This window comes from Caldovatus sediminis (assembly GCF_014644455.1).
GTDB lineage: Bacteria > Pseudomonadota > Alphaproteobacteria > Acetobacterales > Acetobacteraceae > Caldovatus > Caldovatus sediminis.
In genome coordinates, this window is sequence record NZ_BMKS01000001.1 from 488,768 (window position 1) to 505,103 (window position 16,336).

General features: G+C 75.1%; 17 protein-coding genes. All 17 read right to left on the reverse strand.

The window, feature by feature from the left end:
• Positions 1 to 3: 3 nt before the first annotated feature.
• The 17 genes from phnH to IEX99_RS02360 all read right to left on the reverse strand — a co-directional run bounded on the left by phnH (position 4) and on the right by IEX99_RS02360 (position 16,327).
• The gene (gene phnH / locus IEX99_RS02280; RefSeq protein WP_188897991.1) at positions 4 to 576 is read right to left on the reverse strand and encodes a phosphonate C-P lyase system protein PhnH; all 573 of its coding nucleotides are present in this window, start codon (positions 574 to 576) and stop codon (positions 4 to 6) included.
• The gene (gene phnG, locus IEX99_RS02285) at positions 573 to 1,046 is read right to left on the reverse strand and encodes a phosphonate C-P lyase system protein PhnG (protein ID WP_229677747.1); all 474 of its coding nucleotides are present in this window, start codon (positions 1,044 to 1,046) and stop codon (positions 573 to 575) included. The genes phnH and phnG overlap by 4 nt, the downstream gene beginning before the upstream one ends.
• A gap of 132 nt (positions 1,047 to 1,178) precedes the next feature.
• Entirely contained in the window at positions 1,179 to 1,820 is a 642-nt protein-coding gene (locus IEX99_RS02290; protein ID WP_188897993.1) for an LbetaH domain-containing protein, read from the reverse strand.
• On the reverse strand, positions 1,817 to 2,386 hold the full coding sequence (gene phnN, locus IEX99_RS02295; RefSeq protein ID WP_188897995.1) for a phosphonate metabolism protein/1,5-bisphosphokinase (PRPP-forming) PhnN: 570 nt from the start codon (positions 2,384 to 2,386) through the stop codon (positions 1,817 to 1,819). Before phnN ends, IEX99_RS02290 begins: the two co-directional genes overlap by 4 nt.
• The gene (locus IEX99_RS02300; RefSeq protein WP_188897998.1) at positions 2,386 to 3,564 is read right to left on the reverse strand and encodes an alpha-D-ribose 1-methylphosphonate 5-triphosphate diphosphatase; all 1,179 of its coding nucleotides are present in this window, start codon (positions 3,562 to 3,564) and stop codon (positions 2,386 to 2,388) included. Before IEX99_RS02300 ends, phnN begins: the two co-directional genes overlap by 1 nt.
• Positions 3,561 to 4,433 (reverse strand): phosphonate ABC transporter, permease protein PhnE, encoded by an 873-nt coding sequence (phnE, locus tag IEX99_RS02305; RefSeq protein ID WP_188898000.1) that lies wholly within the window; start codon positions 4,431 to 4,433, stop codon positions 3,561 to 3,563. The genes IEX99_RS02300 and phnE (IEX99_RS02305) overlap by 4 nt, the downstream gene beginning before the upstream one ends.
• Positions 4,430 to 5,320, reverse strand: a complete 891-nt coding sequence (phnE, locus tag IEX99_RS02310) for a phosphonate ABC transporter, permease protein PhnE (RefSeq protein ID WP_373285140.1) — start codon at positions 5,318 to 5,320, stop codon at positions 4,430 to 4,432. The genes phnE (IEX99_RS02305) and phnE (IEX99_RS02310) overlap by 4 nt, the downstream gene beginning before the upstream one ends.
• 33 nt (positions 5,321 to 5,353) lie before the next feature.
• Positions 5,354 to 6,259 carry a phosphonate ABC transporter substrate-binding protein gene (gene phnD, locus IEX99_RS02315; protein ID WP_188898004.1) on the reverse strand — a complete coding sequence of 302 codons (906 nt, stop codon included), beginning with the start codon at positions 6,257 to 6,259 and terminating at the stop codon, positions 5,354 to 5,356.
• A gap of 28 nt (positions 6,260 to 6,287) precedes the next feature.
• Positions 6,288 to 7,097, reverse strand: a complete 810-nt coding sequence (gene phnC / locus IEX99_RS02320; protein WP_188898006.1) for a phosphonate ABC transporter ATP-binding protein — start codon at positions 7,095 to 7,097, stop codon at positions 6,288 to 6,290.
• Positions 7,098 to 7,366: 269 nt separating this feature from the next.
• Positions 7,367 to 8,107, reverse strand: a complete 741-nt coding sequence (locus IEX99_RS02325; protein ID WP_188898008.1) for an SDR family NAD(P)-dependent oxidoreductase — start codon at positions 8,105 to 8,107, stop codon at positions 7,367 to 7,369.
• Positions 8,104 to 10,137 (reverse strand): hydantoinase B/oxoprolinase family protein, encoded by a 2,034-nt coding sequence (locus IEX99_RS02330; RefSeq protein ID WP_188898010.1) that lies wholly within the window; start codon positions 10,135 to 10,137, stop codon positions 8,104 to 8,106. The genes IEX99_RS02325 and IEX99_RS02330 overlap by 4 nt, the downstream gene beginning before the upstream one ends.
• Position 10,138: 1 nt before the next feature.
• Entirely contained in the window at positions 10,139 to 12,166 is a 2,028-nt protein-coding gene (locus IEX99_RS02335; RefSeq protein WP_188898011.1) for a hydantoinase/oxoprolinase family protein, read from the reverse strand.
• 4 nt (positions 12,167 to 12,170) lie between these two features.
• Positions 12,171 to 12,953, reverse strand: a complete 783-nt coding sequence (locus tag IEX99_RS02340) for an enoyl-CoA hydratase-related protein (RefSeq protein WP_188898013.1) — start codon at positions 12,951 to 12,953, stop codon at positions 12,171 to 12,173.
• 42 nt (positions 12,954 to 12,995) lie between these two features.
• A complete protein-coding gene (locus IEX99_RS02345) occupies positions 12,996 to 13,697 on the reverse strand; it encodes an ABC transporter ATP-binding protein (protein WP_188898016.1) in 702 nt (233 codons plus the stop codon).
• The gene (locus tag IEX99_RS02350) at positions 13,690 to 14,463 is read right to left on the reverse strand and encodes an ABC transporter ATP-binding protein (protein ID WP_229677748.1); all 774 of its coding nucleotides are present in this window, start codon (positions 14,461 to 14,463) and stop codon (positions 13,690 to 13,692) included. Before IEX99_RS02350 ends, IEX99_RS02345 begins: the two co-directional genes overlap by 8 nt.
• Positions 14,460 to 15,455: a branched-chain amino acid ABC transporter permease gene (locus IEX99_RS02355; protein ID WP_188898018.1), complete on the reverse strand. Its 996-nt coding sequence runs from the start codon at positions 15,453 to 15,455 to the stop codon at positions 14,460 to 14,462. Before IEX99_RS02355 ends, IEX99_RS02350 begins: the two co-directional genes overlap by 4 nt.
• On the reverse strand, positions 15,452 to 16,327 hold the full coding sequence (locus IEX99_RS02360; protein WP_188898021.1) for a branched-chain amino acid ABC transporter permease: 876 nt from the start codon (positions 16,325 to 16,327) through the stop codon (positions 15,452 to 15,454). The genes IEX99_RS02355 and IEX99_RS02360 overlap by 4 nt, the downstream gene beginning before the upstream one ends.
• Positions 16,328 to 16,336: the final 9 nt, after the last annotated feature.

Sequence of the window (16,336 nt, forward strand, 5' to 3'; positions counted from 1 at the left end):
GGCTCAGCCCTGCCCCAGCGCGATGCCGCGCGGCAGGGCGGCGATCCGCGTGCCGGCGCACAGCAGCACGTCCACCCCGCGCGGGAAGCCGCGGCGCTGCGCCTCCCAGGCGGCCGGGAACCAGGACGGGAGCCCTTCCACCAGCAGCCGGTGCTCCTGCGCGATGCCGGGGCCGGTGAGGCGCCAGCCGCTCCCCTCGGCCAGGCCGGCGACCTGGACGAGCAGGGTGGCGGAGTCTTCCGGCGCCTCGTCGCTGCCCGCGTCCAGCTCGGAAAGCGGCGGCGGGGCGCCGCAGGCGAGCACGAGGCGCGCCTCGCCGGGACGGCCGGCCGCCGGGCTGCCGCAATGGAAGCGCAGCCAGGCGTCGGCGGCGGCGCCGGCATCGTGCCAGAGCGGCGTGTCGGCATCGGCCAGCGTCAGCAGCACCGCGGCGGCGGCCGGCAGCAACGGCGCCGGCGGTCGCAGCCCGGCGCCAAGGCTTTGCACGCGGCCGGGGCGGCTGAGCGCCGCCAGGATGGCGCGGAAGGACTGCTGCGCCTCGGCGACCGGATCGGCGAAACCGGGGGAAAGGGTCATCGCGTCGTCACCATGGTCAGGAACTCCACCCGCGTCGCCGCCGCGCGGCGCGCCTCCCGCGCCGCGGCCGCGGCCTGGGCGGCGGCGAGCGGCTCGATCACCGTCGCCAGCAAGACCTCGCGCCGGGCGGGGTCCTGCAGCAGCGCGTCGAGCAGCGCGGCGAGCTCCGCCTTGCGGGCGTCACGCCCGGCGACATAGGCGTGACCCACCGCGCCGCCCTCGAGCTGCACCGTGCAGCGCGTCACGGTCATCTCGCCGAGGTTGAAGGGCGCGCCGTCGCCGCCCAGGCGGCCGCGCACCATCACCAGCCCGGCCTCCGGCCCGCGCAGGCGGCGGTGCGGCGGGGGCGGCGTCAGCGTTTCCAGCCGCGCGGCGATCGCGGCTGCGTCGGCCCGCGCCAGCACGGCCATCCAGCGCTGTCGCTGCGGGTCGGCCGCCGTGCCGGCGGGGGAGGGCGGAGTGTCGTGCATCGGCTGGTCCGTGGCGGGTTCGTCTGGCTGGCGCGCCGCGTCATCGGCGGCCGGCGTCCGGCCGGCTCGCCGCGGCGATCGGCGCGGACGCTTGCCGCGGGCCCGAGGCGCGGGACGCGGCCGATCGTCGCCTCAGGCCGCAGGGTCATAGCGTCTGCAGAATTCGAGGGCGTCTAGCGCGCGGAAGTCGGCGAGCCTTTCGCGCAGCTGCTCGTGCGTCCAGTGCCACCAGGCGATGCGCAGCAGCGCCGCGCGCAGCGGCTCGGCGAAGCGGTAGCGGATCAGCCTGGCCGGCACGCCCGCCACCACCGCGAAATCCGGCACGTCCCTGGAGACGACGGCCCCGGCGCCGATGGCCGCGCCGCAGCCGACCGCGACGCCGGGCAGGATGATGGCGCCATGCCCGACCCAGACGTCATGGCCGAGCGTCACCTTCTGCGCGCGCCGCCAGTCGAAGAATTCGGCCTCGTCCTCGCCGAGGCCGTAGGCCGAGGAGCGGTAGGTGAAATGGCTCAGCGCCACGCGCTGCAGCGGATGGTTGCCGGGATTGATCCTGGCATGCGCGGCGATGGAGCAGAAGCGGCCGATCTCGGGGTAGATGATCTCGCTGTCGTGCACCACGTAGCTGTAGTCGCCGATGCGGGATTCGGCGATGCGGGTGCGGGCGCCGACCTCGCACCAGGCGCCGATGCGGCTGTCGCGCACGACCGCGCTCGGGTCTATCCGCGCCTGCGGACCAAGCGTCCGCGTGGCGGGGTCGCGATGCGCGGTCATGCGGGCATGGCCTCCGAGGCCGCGTCCGCCCGGGCGCGCAGGTGCGCCAGCAGGATCGCGGCGGCCGCTTCCGGCGTGCCGTCGTTGCGGATGGTGACGTCCGGGGCGGGGCCTTCCAACGGCACCGCCCGGCGCAGCCGGGCGGCGAGGTCGCCGTCGCTCGCCCGGACGCGGCCGGCGAGGCGCGCCGCCAGCACGAGGGGCGGCGCGGTGACCTGCACCACGCTCACCGCCGGCAGTCGCGCGCGCGCGACGCCGACGACGCCGCGCGAGACGTTGCAGACGGCCACCGCCCCCCGCCGCACCGCCGCCGCCACCGCGGCCGGAATGCCGTAGCTCAGGCCATGCGCCCGCCAGGAGAGGCAGAAGCCGCCTGCCGCCTCGGCAGCGGCGAATTCCGCGGGGCCCAGGCTGTCGTGCTCCTCGGCGGCGGAGCTTTCGCGGGTGACCACGCGCCGGGCGAAGACGAAACGCGCGTCGCCGGCCAGCGCCTGGCGCGCCAGGCGGATCAGCGTGTCCTTGCCGGCGCCGCTGGGGCCGACCACCAGCACGAAGCCGCCCGGCATCACACCACCCTCTCGCCGGCGCGCCACACCTGGCGCACCACCGGCACGTCGCCGCACAGCCGCACCCGCACGAGGTCGGCGCGCAGCCCGGGCGCGATCGCGCCGCGGTCGTGCAGGCCGGTGGCGCGGGCCGGGGCGCTGGTGACCATCGCCACCGCCCGCGGCAGGGCGATGGCGGGCACCAGGCCGGGCAGGCGGAAGGCCGCCAGCAGGAGGCTCGCCGGGACGTAGTCGGAGGACAGCATGTCCAGCAGCCCGGCCTCCGCCAGGGCCTTTGCCGACACATTGCCGGAATGCGAGCCGCCGCGGATGAGGTTCGGCGCGCCCATCATCACGCCGATGCCATGGCGGCGGCAGGCTTCCGCCGCCTCGACCGTCGTCGGGAATTCCGCCAGCGCCACCCCCTCCCGCACCGACTGCTCGACGTCCGCCGGGGTGGTGTCGTCATGGCTGGCGAGGGGGATGCCGCGCTCCCGCGCGAAGGCGATCAGCGCCGGGCGGTTCACCGCGATCCGCGCCGCCGCGACCCGCTTCTTCTCCTCCGCCCGCGCCTCCAGCTCGTGGCGCAGGCCGCCGTGGCGCGCAGCGTAGACGTAGTAGCGCTCCATGTCGCGGAACTGGCGCTGGCCGGGCGTGTGGTCCATCAGCGAGATCAGCCCGACCGGTACCTCCGCGGCGAGCTGCTCCACCGCCTCCACCACGCCCGGCGCCGGCACCTCGCAGCGGATATGGGTCAGGTGCTCGGCGCGGAAGAGCCGGTCGCGGCGCGCCCGGTCCAGCGCCGCGGCGATGTCGTGCACCTCGCCGCCGAGGCCGCCGCCCTCGTCGAGGCCGGCGCGCAGGCTGTCGAAGACCGTGGTGATGCCGGCGGCGGCGATCTGCGAGTCGTAGGCCAGCGCCGCGCCGAGCAGGTCCCAGCGCACCCGGGGGCGCGGCTGCACGTGGCTCTCCAGGTGGTCGGTGTGCAGCTCGACCAGCCCGGGCAGCAGGAAGTCGCCGTCGAGGTCGAGCCCGGCCTCCGGCGCCCGCCCCTCGCCCAGCGCGAGGATGCGGCCGTCGGCCACGGCCACCCAGCCGTGCACCACCGCCTCCGGCAGCACGAGGCGGGCATTGGCCAGCAGCAGGGGCGCGGCGGCGGTGGCCGGCGGCAGGGCCGCCAGGAGCGTATCGGGACTCATGCGCGGGGTTCCTCGCCTCTCCCCATGATGGCGGCGCGCAGCCGGCCGGAGAGCGCATCGATCGCCGCCACGACCAGCAGGATCAGCACCAGGATGAAGGCGACCGCCTGCCATTCCAGCGTGCGGATCATCTCCGCCAGCTGCAGGCCGATGCCGCCGGCGCCGACGATGCCGATGATGGTCGAGGAGCGGGTGTTGGATTCGAACAGGTAGAGGACGTGCCCGGCCATCACCGGCAGCACCTGCGGCAGCACGGCGAAGCGGATGCGATGCGGTCCGCCGCCGCCTGCGGCGGTGACGCCCTCGTCCGGCCGCCGGTCGGCGGCCTCGATGGTCTCGGAGAAGAGCTTGCCGAAGGTGCCGATGTCGGCCGTGGCGATGGCCAGCACGCCGGCGAAGGGGCCGAGGCCGACGATGCCGATCCAGATCAGCGCCCAGATCAGCGCGTCCACGCCGCGGATGCCGTCGAGCAGCCGGCGGGAGGCGAAGCGCACCACGCCGTGCAGCGTGGCGTTGCGTGCCGCGAGGAAGCCGAGCGGGAAGGCGAGCAGTGCCGCCAGCAGCGTGCCGAGGAAGGCGATCGCCAGCGTCTCCGCGAGCCCTTGCAGCATCATCCGCAGCTGCGCCCAGCCGCCGGGGTCGGGCGGCAGCATCAGCCGCAGGAAATGCAGCAACTGGCCGATGCCGGTCAGCAGCCGCGCCGGCTCGATCTCCATCCGCCACAGGCCGAGGGCGAGCAGCGCCGCGACGGCCAGCAGCGCCGCGACGGCGCGCAGCCGCCCGGGCGTGAGGAGGCGGAACTGCCGCGGATGGCGGGCGCGCAGGCCGGGCAGGTCGGCCAGGGCGATCTCGCGGAGCGCGCTGCTCATGCCGCCCGCTCCATCCCGGCGAGGCGGGCGCGCAGCCGGCCGGTCAGCAGGTCTATCACCACCACGGTGGCGATGATCAGCACCAGCAGCGCCGAGACGTCGCTGTAGTGGAACTTGCGGATCGCCTCGAGCAGATCCTGGCCGATGCCGCCGGCGCCGACGAAGCCGAGCACCGAGGCGCCGCGCACGTTGATCTCGAAGCGCAGCAGGGCGTAGCTGGCCAGGCTGGGCAGCACCTGCGGCAGCGCGCCGAAGCACACCATCGCCGGCCAGGCGGCGCCGGCGGCGATCGCGCCTTCCACCGGCTTCATGTCGATGTTCTCCACCGCCTCGGAGAACTGCTTGCCGAGCCCGCCGAGGCTGTGGACGGCGATCGCCAGCACGCCCGGGAACGGCCCCAGGCCGAAGGCGAGGACGAAGATCAGCGCGAAGACGATCTCCGGCACGGTGCGGCAGAATTCCAGCAGGCGCTTCGCCGCGTGGCGGAGCCAGGGGTTGCGCACCATGTTGCCGGCCGAGGCGAAGCCGAGCGCCGCGCCCGCCGCCGTGCCGAGCAGCGTGCCGACCGCCGCCATCAGCACCGTGTCGGCGAGCAGCGGCAGCCAGCGGTGGAGGCCCCAGAACCACTCGCCGGGATCCGTCCACACCCGCTGGCCGGCGGCGTCGCCGCCTTCGAGCGTCAGCAGCCGGTCGAAATAGCCGAAGAAGCGGCTGATATGGGTGAGCAGCCGCGGCAGATCCACCTGCGCCACCCAGGCGCTGAGGAACGTCAGCGCCGTCAGCACCCCCAGGGCGAGCAGCAGGCGCTGGCGGCGGTTCCGCTGCACGGCGGCATAGGCGCCGGCCAGCGGCGCCAGCCGCGCGGGCGGCAGGCGGGAAGGTTTCACCGGCATCGGGCGCGGAGGTCGGCAGCGCAAGCGTCAGCCGCGCCGGCGGCGCAGATTGTCCACGAAGCGGTTGAGCTCGATGATCGGCTGGTAGGCGGCGTTGTCCACCGGCGCGAACGGCCCCTGCCTGCCTTCGTAGAGGCGGTCGAAGGCGGCCCGATCGCGCTGCGGCAGCGCCAGGACGGCATCGCGGATCGCCGTCTTCAGCTCCGGCGGCAGCGAAGCGAGGTAGGTCATCGGCGAGTTCAGGATCTGGTCGGACTTGTAGATGATGCGGAAATCGGCCGCGCGGGCCATGCCCTTGCGCTCCATCCGCAGCAGGTTGGATTCCTGCTCGTCGTTCCACCAGTTGGCGGCGACGTCCACCGTGCCCTGCTGCAGCGCGATCACCGCATTCTCGTGGCTGCCGGTGTAGATGACGCGGCCGAAGAACCGCTCCGGGTCTATGCCCATGTTGTGCAGGGCGAAGCGCGGCACGTTGTTGCCGGAGGCGGAATTGGGATCCACCAGCCCGAGGTTCCTCCCGCGCAGGTCCTCGAGCGTGCGGTAGGGCGAATCCGCCCGCACGTAGAAGACCGAGTAGTAGCCCCTGCTGCCGTCGAGATTGGTCTCGATGGCGAAGGCCTCGATCGGCACCCCGCTCATCAGCGCGCGGGCGAAGGAGGCCGGGCCGTGCATGGCGACATGGATGTTGCCGGCGCGCTGGCCCTCGATCACCGCCGCGTAGTCGTTGGCGATGCGCAGGGTGACCCTGGTGCCGATCTCGCGCGAGAGGTAGGCGACGAAGGGCCCGTAGCGATCGAGCACGCCGGCGGCGTTCTCCGCCGGGATCACCGCGAAGGTGATCTCCGGGAACCGCTCCCGCCAGGGCTGGGCGTGCAGGGCGGGGGCGAAGCCGGCAGCCAGGGCGCTGCCGAGCAGGAGGCGGCGACGGATCATCGGGGGACCTCGACGGAAGGGTTCGGGATCAGGCGTATTGCGCGGTGAGGGCGGGCGTCAGCGCCGGCCGCGGCGGCGGCGCCCGGCCCGGCGTGGCCGCCGCCTCCTCCAGCCCGTAGAGGTCGCGGGCGACCTCCTCGGTCAGCATCTCGGGGGTGCCGTCGAACACCAGGCGGCCGGCGGCCAGGCCGATCAGGCGGTCGCAATAGCCGCGCGCCAGCTCAAGCGAATGGAGGTTGCACAGCACGGTGATGCCGAAGCGGCGGTTGATGTCGGCCAGCGCCTCCATCACCAGGCGGGCATTGCGCGGGTCCAGCGAGGCGACCGGCTCGTCGGCCAGGATCAGCTCCGGCTCCTGCACCAGGGCGCGGCAGATGGCGACGCGCTGCTGCTGGCCGCCGGAGAGGCGCTCGGCACGCTGCGCGGCGAGGCCGCCCATGTCGAACTGCTCCAGCGCCGCGAGCGCGATGGCGCGGTCCTCCTCGGGCCACAGGCGCAGCAGCGAGCGGTAGGCCGGCACGTGGTTCAGGCGGCCGACCAGCACGTTCGTCAGCACGTCGAGCCGGCCGGAGAGGTTGAACTGCTGGAAGACCATGGCGCAGCGCGACCGCCAGGCCCGCAGCGCCGCGCCGCGCAGGGCGGTGACCTCCTGCCCGCGCCAGAACACCCGCCCCGCGCTCGGCTCGACCAGCCGGTTGAGCATGCGCAGCAGCGTGGACTTGCCGGCACCGGAGCGGCCGATGACGCCGACGAAGCTGCCGGAGACGATCCGCAGCGACACCCTGTCCACCGCCACGCAGCCGGGATAGCGGCGCGTCAGCTCCTCGATGACCAGCATGGCCTCTCCGCATTTCGCCGATGCGCGGGAGATAGGCTTCCTGCTTTGCGGCACGATGACGGAATGCGGAAGGTTCGATGACGGACTTCAGCACGATGCGGCGCGATGGGCGGCGTGGAGACCGGCCACGGACCGCGCATCGCACGCACCCGACGGGAAGGCCGCCCGCGTTGACCGGGTCCACGCCACGCGCCTTCGCCCTGGCCGTCGGCGGCGGAAAGGGCCGTGCCGACCGGCACGGCGGCCGCTCGCCCGTGCCCCGTCTCCGCTCACCCGGCCGCGTAGCCGCCATCCGCGACGAGGGTCTGGCCGGTGACGTAGCTCGCCGCGTCGGAGCAGAGGAAGAGCGCGGCCTTCGCCACCTCCTCCGCCGTGCCCCAGCGGCCGAGCGGCACGCGCGCCAGGCCGCGGTCGCCCGCATGGGAGGGCGCGGCGGTGTCGCGCGTCATGCGCGTCAGGGACCGGCCCGGCGCGAGGCTCACCACGCGCACGCCGCGCGGCCCCCACTCCACCGCCAGGCTGCGGGTGAGCTGCGCGATCGCCGCCTTGGCCGCCGCGTAGACGGCGCGGTTCTCGCCGCCGCAGAAGGCGGTCTGCGAGCCGATGCTGAGCACGACGCCACGCCCGCGCGCGACCATGCCGGCGCCGACCAGGCGGGTGAGCAGGATCACGCCCACCAGGTCAACGTCGATCAGCCGGCGGATCTGTGCGGGCGTCGTCCCGAGCAGCGGCGCGGCGACGAGGATGCCGGCGTTGTTCACCAGCACGTCCACCGCGCCGGCACGGGCGGCGAGCGCCTCGACCGAGGCCGGGTCGGCCTGGTCGTAGGCGACCGCCTCGGCGCCGAGCCCGGCGGCGATGGCCGAGAGCGCGTCGGCCTCGATGTCGGCGAGGACCAGCCCCGCGCCGTGCGCGTGGAACAGCCGTGCGATGGCGGCGCCGAAGCCGTTGGCGGCGCCGGTGACGAGCACGCGCCGGCCGGTGAATTCGAGGTCGCGGTGCAGGCTCATGCCGGCAGCGCCCGCACCGCGCGCACCTCCACCGCGTCGCCGGGCCTCGCCTTCAGGATCGCCAGGCCGATCGGATCCAGCGGCAGCGTGCCCGGCGCGACCCGGGGATCGCACCGGACCCAGCCGCGCAGCGGCGCGGCGCGCCCGGTGTCCATCTCCACCAGCAGGTCCTCCGCGAGGCCGCGCGCGATCGCGTCCTCGGGGTGCAGGCGGCAGAGGCGGCGCCGGCTCACCGCGCCCCTAGCGAACACGCCCTCCGCGGGCGCCGGCCGGGCGGCGAGCGGCCGGCGCGCGGCCCGCAGCGCCGCCCGCCGCGTCGTAGTCGCCGCCGCGTCCGGCACCCCGTCCGGGGCGAGGACGACGCCGTAGAATTCCGCGGCCGCCGCCGCGGAGACGAGGCCGAGCCGGACGTCCTCCGCCACCCGCTCGGGCGGGCGCAGCAGCGGGTCGCCATAGCCGCCGCCGCCCGCCGAGCGCAGCACGACGGCATCGCCCTCCCGCATCAGGTGGCCGCCCACCTTGCCGGGCGTGGGGAATTCCTCGACCGCGCCGTCGCTCCGCTCGATCCAGGACGCGACCGGCAGGCCGCTGCGCCCGCCGAGCACGCCGAAGGCCGGCACCACCGCGCCGTCGGAGAGGACGGAGTACCGGCCCTCGGCGGTGCGCAGGCGGATGCGGCGCTGCATGGACAGCCCGCCGCGCGTCGCCCCGGCGCCGCCGGAATCCGTGCGCAGGCGGGATTCCTCGACCAGCAGCGGATAGCGCGTCTCCAGCACCTCCGAGGGCTGCACGGTGACGAGGTCGCCCCAGTCAATCGTGGCCATGGCGCTCGGCCCGTCGCCCTCGCGGAAGGCGCCGTTGCCGCCGGCGGACCACTCGTAGTGCACCCATTCGCGCCGGCTGCGCGGGTCCCAGCCGCCGATCAGGTTGTGGAAGGAGGTGCGGCAGAGGTCGCCGGCGACGCGCTCCGGCGCCACCTGGCTCAGCGCGCCGACCATGGCGGCGATGACGCGCTTGCGCACCTCGCCGTGCGAGCCGGCGGGCGCCGGCCGCTCCACGTTCAGCACCGTCCCCGGCGGCGCGACCACCTCGACCGTGCGGAAGCTGCCCTGGTTCAGCGGCAGGGCCGGATCGAGCACGGACTTCACCGCGATGAACACGGAGCCGGCGGTGACCGCGAGGGTGGAGTTCACCGGCACCGGCACCTGCGGCGCCGCGCCCGTGAAGTCCGCCACCATGCGCTCGCCGGCGATGCTGAGGCGGAGCGGCACGAGCAGCGGCTCGAAGCGGCCGCCGGGGAAGGTCTCGAGGTAGTCCTCGTAGTGGTAGTCGCCGTCCGGCAGCGCCGCGATCGCGGCGCGCATGCGCGCCTCGGAGCGGTCGAGGTCGAGCCGCACCGCCTCCTCCACGGTCGCGATGCCGTAGCGCGCGAGCATCTCCTGGATGCGCGCCTCGGCGACGCGGCAGGCGGCGAGCGCGGCCTCGAAGTCGCCCTTGCGCTCCTCCGGCACGCGCATGTTGGCGAGCAGCAGCTCGAGCACGGACGCGTTGAGCCGGCCCGCCTCGATCACCTTGAGCGGCGGGATGCGCACGCCCTCCTGGTAGATCTCCGTCGCCGTGCCGGACATGCTGCCGGGGACCATGCCGCCGACATCGGGCCAGTGCGCGCGCACGGCGGGGAAGAACACCAGGCGGCCGTCGCGGAAGACGGGGACGATCACCGTCACGTCGTTCAGGTGGGTGCCGCCGGCGTAGGGATCGTTCATCAGCAGCACGTCGCCCGGCGCCAGCCCCTCGCCCAGCCGCTCCATGGCGGCGCGCACGGACCACGGCATCGGCACGACGTGGGAGCCGATGTCGTTGGACTGCGCCACGACCTGGGCGTCGGGGGCGAACAGGCCGCAGGAGAAGTCCTTCGCCTCGTAGATCGCGACCGACTTGGCGGTGCGCATCACCGTCGCGCGCATCTCGCGCACGATCGAGATCAGGCCCTGGCTGATGACCTCGAGGGTGATGGGATCGAGGGCCATGTCAGCCTCCCCGCTCCAGCAGCAGCACGTCCTGCGGCAGCAGGCGCAGCGTCCAGCCGGGCGGCACCACCGTGCAGGCGCCGTCCTCCTCGACGATGGCGGGACCGGGGAGCGCCTCCCCGGGCGGCAGCCGGTCGCGCGCCAGCACGGGCGTCTCGATCCCGGCGCCGCCGAAGCCGACGACGCGGGCGCCCAGGCGCGCGGCGTCGCGGCCGCGGCCGGCGGCGTCCACCACCGGAAGCTCCGGCTTGGCGGTCGTGCCGAAGGCGGCGATGCGGTAGTTCACGATCTCCGCCGCGCCGTCCTCCGGCGCGGCGCCGTAGCGTGCGGCGTAGACGCCGCGGAAGGCGGCCTCGATCTGCGCCATGTCGGCGGCCCCGACCGGCACCGGCACGGCGAGCTCGAAGGCCTGGCCGGCGAAGCGCATGTCGAGCGTCGCCTCGTAGCGCCGCAGCGCCGGCGGCACGCCGGCGGCCTCCAGCTCCGCCGCGGCCTCCGCGGTCAGGGCGGCGAGCGTCTCCCGCACCGCGGAGAGCGGCGTGGCGGCGGTGGTGCCGACGCGGGTGCGCACGGTGTCGCGGCGGATGTCGGCGACCAGCAGCCCGAAGGCGGAGAAATTCCCCGGCCGGGGCGGGACGAGCACGGTGCGCATGCCGAGCTCCTCCGCCACCTCGGCGGCGTGGAGCGGCCCGGCCCCGCCATAGGCGAGCAGCGCGAAGTCGCGCGGATCGAGGCCGCGCATCACCGAGACCTCCTTGATCGCGCCGGTCATGCCGACCACCGCCATGCGCAGGATGCCCTCCGCCATCGCCTCGACGCCGAGGCCGAGCCTCGCGCCCAGCCGCCCGACGGCCGCCGCCGCCGCCTCGCGGTCCAGGCGGATCTCGCCGCCGAGCGGCCGGTCGGTGCCGAGCCGGCCGAGCACGAGGTTGGCATCCGTCACCGTCGGCTCCGTGCCGCCGCGGCCGTAGCCCGCCGGGCCCGGCACGGCGCCCGCCGAGCGCGGCCCGACGCTCAGCGCGCCCACCGCGTCCGCCGCGGCGATGCTGCCGCCGCCGGCGCCGATCGAGTTGATGTCGATCTGGCGGATCTTCACGCGATAGGGCCCCACGCGGCCGTCCTGCGTCATGCCGAAGGCGCCGTCGCGGATGACGGCGACGTCGGTCGAGGTGCCGCCCATGTCGCAGGTGATGACGTTGGGGTGGCCGAGCGCCGCCCCGACGAAGCGCGCCGCGATGACGCCCGCGGCGGGGCCGGAGAGCATGGAGAGCACCGGCAGCGCCTCGATCCGCGCCGAGGGCAGGGTGCCGCCGCCCGAGGTCATGATCGCCAGCTCCGCCGCGGCGCCGGCGGCCTCCAGGCGCCGGCGCAGCCGGCCGAGGTAGCTCCGCATGCGCGGCGCGACGGCGACGTTCAGCGCGGTGGTGCTGAAGCGCTCGTGCTCGCGGTATTCGGGCAGCACCTCGGCCGAGGTCGCGACCACCGACTCCGCGGGCAGCGCGGCGCGCAGGATCGCCGCCGCGCGCGCCTCGTGCGCCGGGTTGGCGTAGCTGTGCAGGAAGCAGACGGCGACCGCGGTCGCCCCCTCCGCCCGCAGCCGCTCCGCCAGCGCCGCGACCTGCGCCTCGTCGAGCGGCCTGAGCGCCTCGCCGGAGGCGAGCATGCGCTCGCGCACGCCGAAGATGCGGTCGCGCGGCACGACCGGCGGCGGGGCGGGCGCCTTGATGTCGTACATCACCGTGCGGTTGCCCCGCCCGACGACGAGGACGTCGCCGTGCCCCTCCGTGACCAGCGCGGCGACGCGCGCGCCGGTGCCCTCCAGCGCCGCGTTGGTCGCGACCGTCGTGCCGTGCGCGAGGCGCGAGAGCCGCGCGGGATCGAGCCCGAGGGCGCGGATGCCGTTGAGGATGCCCTCCGACAGGTCCGCCGGCGTGGAGGGCGTCTTGACCGTCGCCAGGCGGCGGGTCGCCGCGTCGTAGAGCACAAGGTCGGTGAAGGTGCCGCCGACGTCGATGCCGAGCCAGAGCATGCGGTCAGGCTCCCACGAAGACGGGCGGCCGCTTCTCGAGGAAGGCGCGGCTCGCCTCGCGGTAGTCGGCGCTGTCCACGGCGCGCCCGATCGCGGCCTGGATCTCGGCCGCGCGGGCCTCCGCCTCGCCGCGCGCCATCGCCTCCAGGACCAGCTTGGCGCCGGCGACGGAGAGCGGGGCGTTGGCGGCGATCTCCGCCGCCAGCGCCTGCGCGGCCCGCAGCGCCGATCCTTCCGGCGCGAGCACGTCGAGCAGGCCGAGGCGGTGGCACTCGGCCGCGTCCAGCAGGCGCCCGGAGAACAGGATCAGCTTCGCCGCGGAGAGGCCGACGGCGCGCAGCAGCAGCCCCGTGTCGGGCGGGCCGTACACGATCCCCCTCTTGGCCGCCGGGATGCCCATGCGGGTCGTCGCGTCGCCGACGCGCAGGTCGCAGGCCAGCGCGATGCCGCAGCCGCCGCCGACGCCGTAGCCCGAGACCGCGGCGATGGTCGGCCTCGGGCAGTCGCGGATCGCGGCGGTCGCGCCGTCGGCTACCTCCTCGTAGGCGCGCGCCGCCTCGGCGCCGCTCCGCAGCGCGGCGAACTCCGAGATGTCCGCCCCGGCGCTGAAATGCCCGCCCGCCCCGGCGAGGATCACCGCGCGCACCGCCGCGTCGCCGCCGAAGCCGCGGAACAGGCGGCCGAGCTCGCGCCACATGGCGAGCGAGACGGCGTTGCGCTTCTCCGGCCGCGCCAGCGTGACGACGACCACGCCGTCGCCGGCGCCGCGGACCTCGATCTCCTTCACCCCATGCCTCCCGTCCCTCCTGGCGGTCCCGCCCCGCCGGCGTCAGCCGAGGTAGCTGCGCAGCACCTCCTCGTCCCCGAGCAGCCTCGCCGCCGGGCCCGAGTGCACGATGCGGCCGCCCCGCAGCACATGCGCGGTGTCGGCCACCGCCGCCGCGACGCCGACGTTCTGCTCCACGAGCAGGATCGTCATCCCCTCCGCGCGCAGGGCGCGGATCGTGGCGACCATGTCGCCCAACACCGCCGGCGCCAGGCCGACCGAGGGCTCGTCCATCAGCAGGAGGCGCGGGCCGCTCATCATCGCGCGCGCGACCGCCAGCATCTGCTGCTCCCCGCCCGAGAGCGTGCCGGCGCGGCGGCGCGCCTTCTCGCGCAGCCGCGGGAAGAGCGCGAGCACGCGCTCGGTGTCGCGCCGCACGCCGTCGCGGTCGCGCCGGGCGTAGGCGCCCATCTCGAGGTTCTCGGCGACGGTCATGGTGGCGAACACCTCGCGCCCCTGCGGCACCTGGGCGACGCCGCGGCGCAGGATCTCGTCGGGGCGCCGCCCGGTGCAGTCCTCGCCCGCGATTCGCGCCGACCCGCCGTCGGGGCGCACCATGCCGCACAGCGCGTTCAGCACCGTGGTCTTGCCGGAGCCGTTGCCGCCGAGCAGCGACACCACCTGCCCCTCCGGGACGGCGAAGCTGACGTCCTCCAGGATGCGCGTCGGGCCGTAGCTGACCGCCAGGTGCTCGACCTCAAGCATGCACCGCGGTCCCGAGATAGGCGGCGACGACGGCGGGGTCCTCGCGCACCGCGGCGGGCGGCCCCTCGGCGATCACCGCGCCGGAGCCGAGCACGGTGATGCTGTCCGAGACCTCCATCACCAGGCGGATCACGTGCTCGATCAGCAGCAGCGTGACGCCGCGCTCGTCGCGGATGCGGCGCAGCAGCCGGTCTATGTCGGCGAGGCGGTTGAGGCTCAGCCCGACCGCGGGCTCGTCCATCAGCACCACGCGCGGCTCGGCGACCAGGGCGCGGGCGATCTCGACCAGGCGCTGCTGGCCGAAGGAGAGCGCGTGGGCGGGGCGGTCGGCGCAGGCGGCCATGCCGACGAAGTCCAGCGCCTGCCGGGCCCTCTCCGCCGCCTCGCGCTCCTCCTCCCGCAGCCGGCGGCTGCCGAGCACGCCGTCGAGCAGGCCGGCGCGCGTCTCGGTGTGAAGGCCGGTGGCCACGTTCTCCAGCACCGTCAGCCCGCGGAACAGCGCCGTGGTCTGGAAGGTGCGCCGGACGCCGCGCGCGGCGATGCGCGAGGGCGAGAGGCCGGTGATGTCCTGGCCGTCCAGCAGAACCCGTCCCTCGCCGGGCGGGATGATGCCGCAGATCACGTTCAGCAGCGTGGTCTTGCCGGCGCCGTTCGGGCCGATGATGCCGCGGATCTCGCCGGGCGCGACCGCCATGCCGACGCCGCGCAGCGCCGCGACCCCGCCGAAGGCGAGGCCGATGCCCTCCACGGCGAGGCGCGGCGTCACGGCGGCGCCTCGCGCGGCACGGCGGCGGCGGGCGCGCGCTCCGCGGGCGCGGCGCGCAGGTAGCGCTCCTGCCAGCCCGGCAGCCGATCGAGCAGGCCGGCGAGGCCGCGCGGCGCGAGGATCACGGCGCCCATCAGCAGCGCGCCGAAGGCGATCTCCTGCGCGCCCTTGAAGGCGCGCAGCCCCTCGAGCAGGAACAGCACCGCGCCGGCGCCGACGACCGAGCCCGCGATGCTGCCGAGGCCGCCGACCACGATCATCGCCTTCATCAGCGCCATGTGGAACAGGTCGAAGCTCTCCGGCGCGACGTAGCCGAGCATCAGCGCCTGCAGCCCGCCGGCCACGCCGGCGTAGAAGGCCGACAGCCCGAAGGCCATCGCCTTGGTGCGCAGCAGGTCCACGCCGAGCGCCTGGGCCGCCACCTCGCCGTCGCGGACGGCGATCATCGCGCGGCCGAGCCGCGAGCGCACCAGCGACGCCGCCGCGAGGGTGAGCAGCACGGCCAGCGCCAGGGCGAGATAGAAGGTCCCGATGCCCGCCGTGACGCCCGGGATCGGCCAGGATGGGGCCGGCACGCGGAAGCCGCCGGCGCCGAAGGTCACCGGCTCCCAGTGCAGGAACACCCAGAGGGTGAACTGCGCGAAGGCGAGCGTCGCGAGCGACAGGTAGAGGCCGGAGAGGCGGAGCGCCGGCAGGGATATCGCGAGGCCGACCGCCGTCGCCAGCAGCGCGCCGCAGGGCAGAGAGACCGCGAAAGGCACGCCGAGATGCACCTTGAGCAGCGCCGTGCCGTAGGCGCCGATGCCGAACAGCGCCGCATGCGCGAAGGCGAGCTGGCCGCAGTAGCCGACCAGCAGGTTGAGCCCGACCGCCAGGATGACGAAGATGCTGAGCTGGTTGCCGACGAACAGCAGGTAGGGATTCGCGACCAGCGGCAGCACCGCCAGCGCGAGCGCGGCCGCGAGGCCGACCCAGAGCGGCCGGACGGTCATGCGCGCCGGGGCGGCGGGCCGCCCATCAGCCCGCGCGGGCGGAGGACCAGCGTCGCCATGATGGCGACGAACGCCGAGACCTCGAGGAAGCTCGAATGGATGTAGCCCGCGGCGAGCGCCTCGACGACGCCGATGGCGATGCCGCCGACCAGGGCGCCGGGCAGGCTGGTGAGCCCGCCCAGCACCGCCGCGGCGAAGCCCTTGATGAACAGCATGAAGCCGATGTCGGGATAGAGCAGCGTCAGCGGCGCCATCAGCGTCGCCCCCGCGCCGGCGATCGCGGCGCCGACCGCGAAGGCGAGCAGGTGGATGCGCTCGACCCGGATGCCGACCAGGCGCGCGGCCCTCGGGTTGTCCGCGGTCGCCTGCATCGCCTTGCCGATCGTGGTGAGGCGGAAGAACAGGGCGAAGAGGCCCATGACCGCCAGCGCGCCCGCGGTGACGACGAGCTGCTGGGGCAGCAGGACCATGTCGCCGATCAGGATGGGCTCCGGCCGCACCAGCGGCGGGAAGGAGAGGTAGTCGCTGATGCCGCCCCAGGTGAGCCGCGCGAACCCCTTCAGCACGAAGGCGAGGCCGAGGGTGGCGAGCACGACGTTGACGAGGCTCGTGCGCAGCACGGCGCGGAAGCCCACCTGCGCAGCGACGGCGCCGAGCGCGAAGCTGCCGGCGACGGCCCCGGCCAGCGCGACCAGGTAGGGCAGCCCGAGCAGCACGTGCAGCGTGAAGGCCAGGAACCCCGCGATCATCAGCTGGTCGCCGTGGGCGAAGTTGATCGTCCCCGTCGCCTTGTAGACGAGGACGATCCCGAGCGCGACGAGCGCGTAGATGGAGCCGGTCGTCAGCCCGCTGAGCAGGAGGTAGGAGAGCAACGCCCGCCC

Excerpts from the sequence above, each read along its gene's own strand:
- phnH (WP_188897991.1), bottom strand. The coding sequence starts at position 576 with ATGACCCTTTCCCCCGGTTTCGCCGATCCGGTCGCCGAGGCGCAGCAG.
- phnG (WP_229677747.1), bottom strand. The coding sequence starts at position 1,046 with ATGCACGACACTCCGCCCTCCCCCGCCGGCACGGCGGCCGACCCGCAG.
- IEX99_RS02290 (WP_188897993.1), bottom strand. The coding sequence starts at position 1,820 with ATGACCGCGCATCGCGACCCCGCCACGCGGACGCTTGGTCCGCAGGCG.
- phnN (WP_188897995.1), bottom strand. The coding sequence starts at position 2,386 with ATGCCGGGCGGCTTCGTGCTGGTGGTCGGCCCCAGCGGCGCCGGCAAG.
- IEX99_RS02300 (WP_188897998.1), bottom strand. The coding sequence starts at position 3,564 with ATGAGTCCCGATACGCTCCTGGCGGCCCTGCCGCCGGCCACCGCCGCC.
- phnE (WP_188898000.1), bottom strand. The coding sequence starts at position 4,433 with ATGAGCAGCGCGCTCCGCGAGATCGCCCTGGCCGACCTGCCCGGCCTG.
- phnD (WP_188898004.1), bottom strand. The coding sequence starts at position 6,259 with ATGATCCGTCGCCGCCTCCTGCTCGGCAGCGCCCTGGCTGCCGGCTTC.
- phnC (WP_188898006.1), bottom strand. The coding sequence starts at position 7,097 with ATGCTGGTCATCGAGGAGCTGACGCGCCGCTATCCCGGCTGCGTGGCG.
- IEX99_RS02325 (WP_188898008.1), bottom strand. The coding sequence starts at position 8,107 with ATGAGCCTGCACCGCGACCTCGAATTCACCGGCCGGCGCGTGCTCGTC.
- IEX99_RS02330 (WP_188898010.1), bottom strand. The coding sequence starts at position 10,137 with ATGGCCCTCGATCCCATCACCCTCGAGGTCATCAGCCAGGGCCTGATC.
- IEX99_RS02335 (WP_188898011.1), bottom strand. The coding sequence starts at position 12,166 with ATGCTCTGGCTCGGCATCGACGTCGGCGGCACCTTCACCGACCTTGTG.
- IEX99_RS02345 (WP_188898016.1), bottom strand. The coding sequence starts at position 13,697 with ATGCTTGAGGTCGAGCACCTGGCGGTCAGCTACGGCCCGACGCGCATC.
- IEX99_RS02355 (WP_188898018.1), bottom strand. The coding sequence starts at position 15,455 with ATGACCGTCCGGCCGCTCTGGGTCGGCCTCGCGGCCGCGCTCGCGCTG.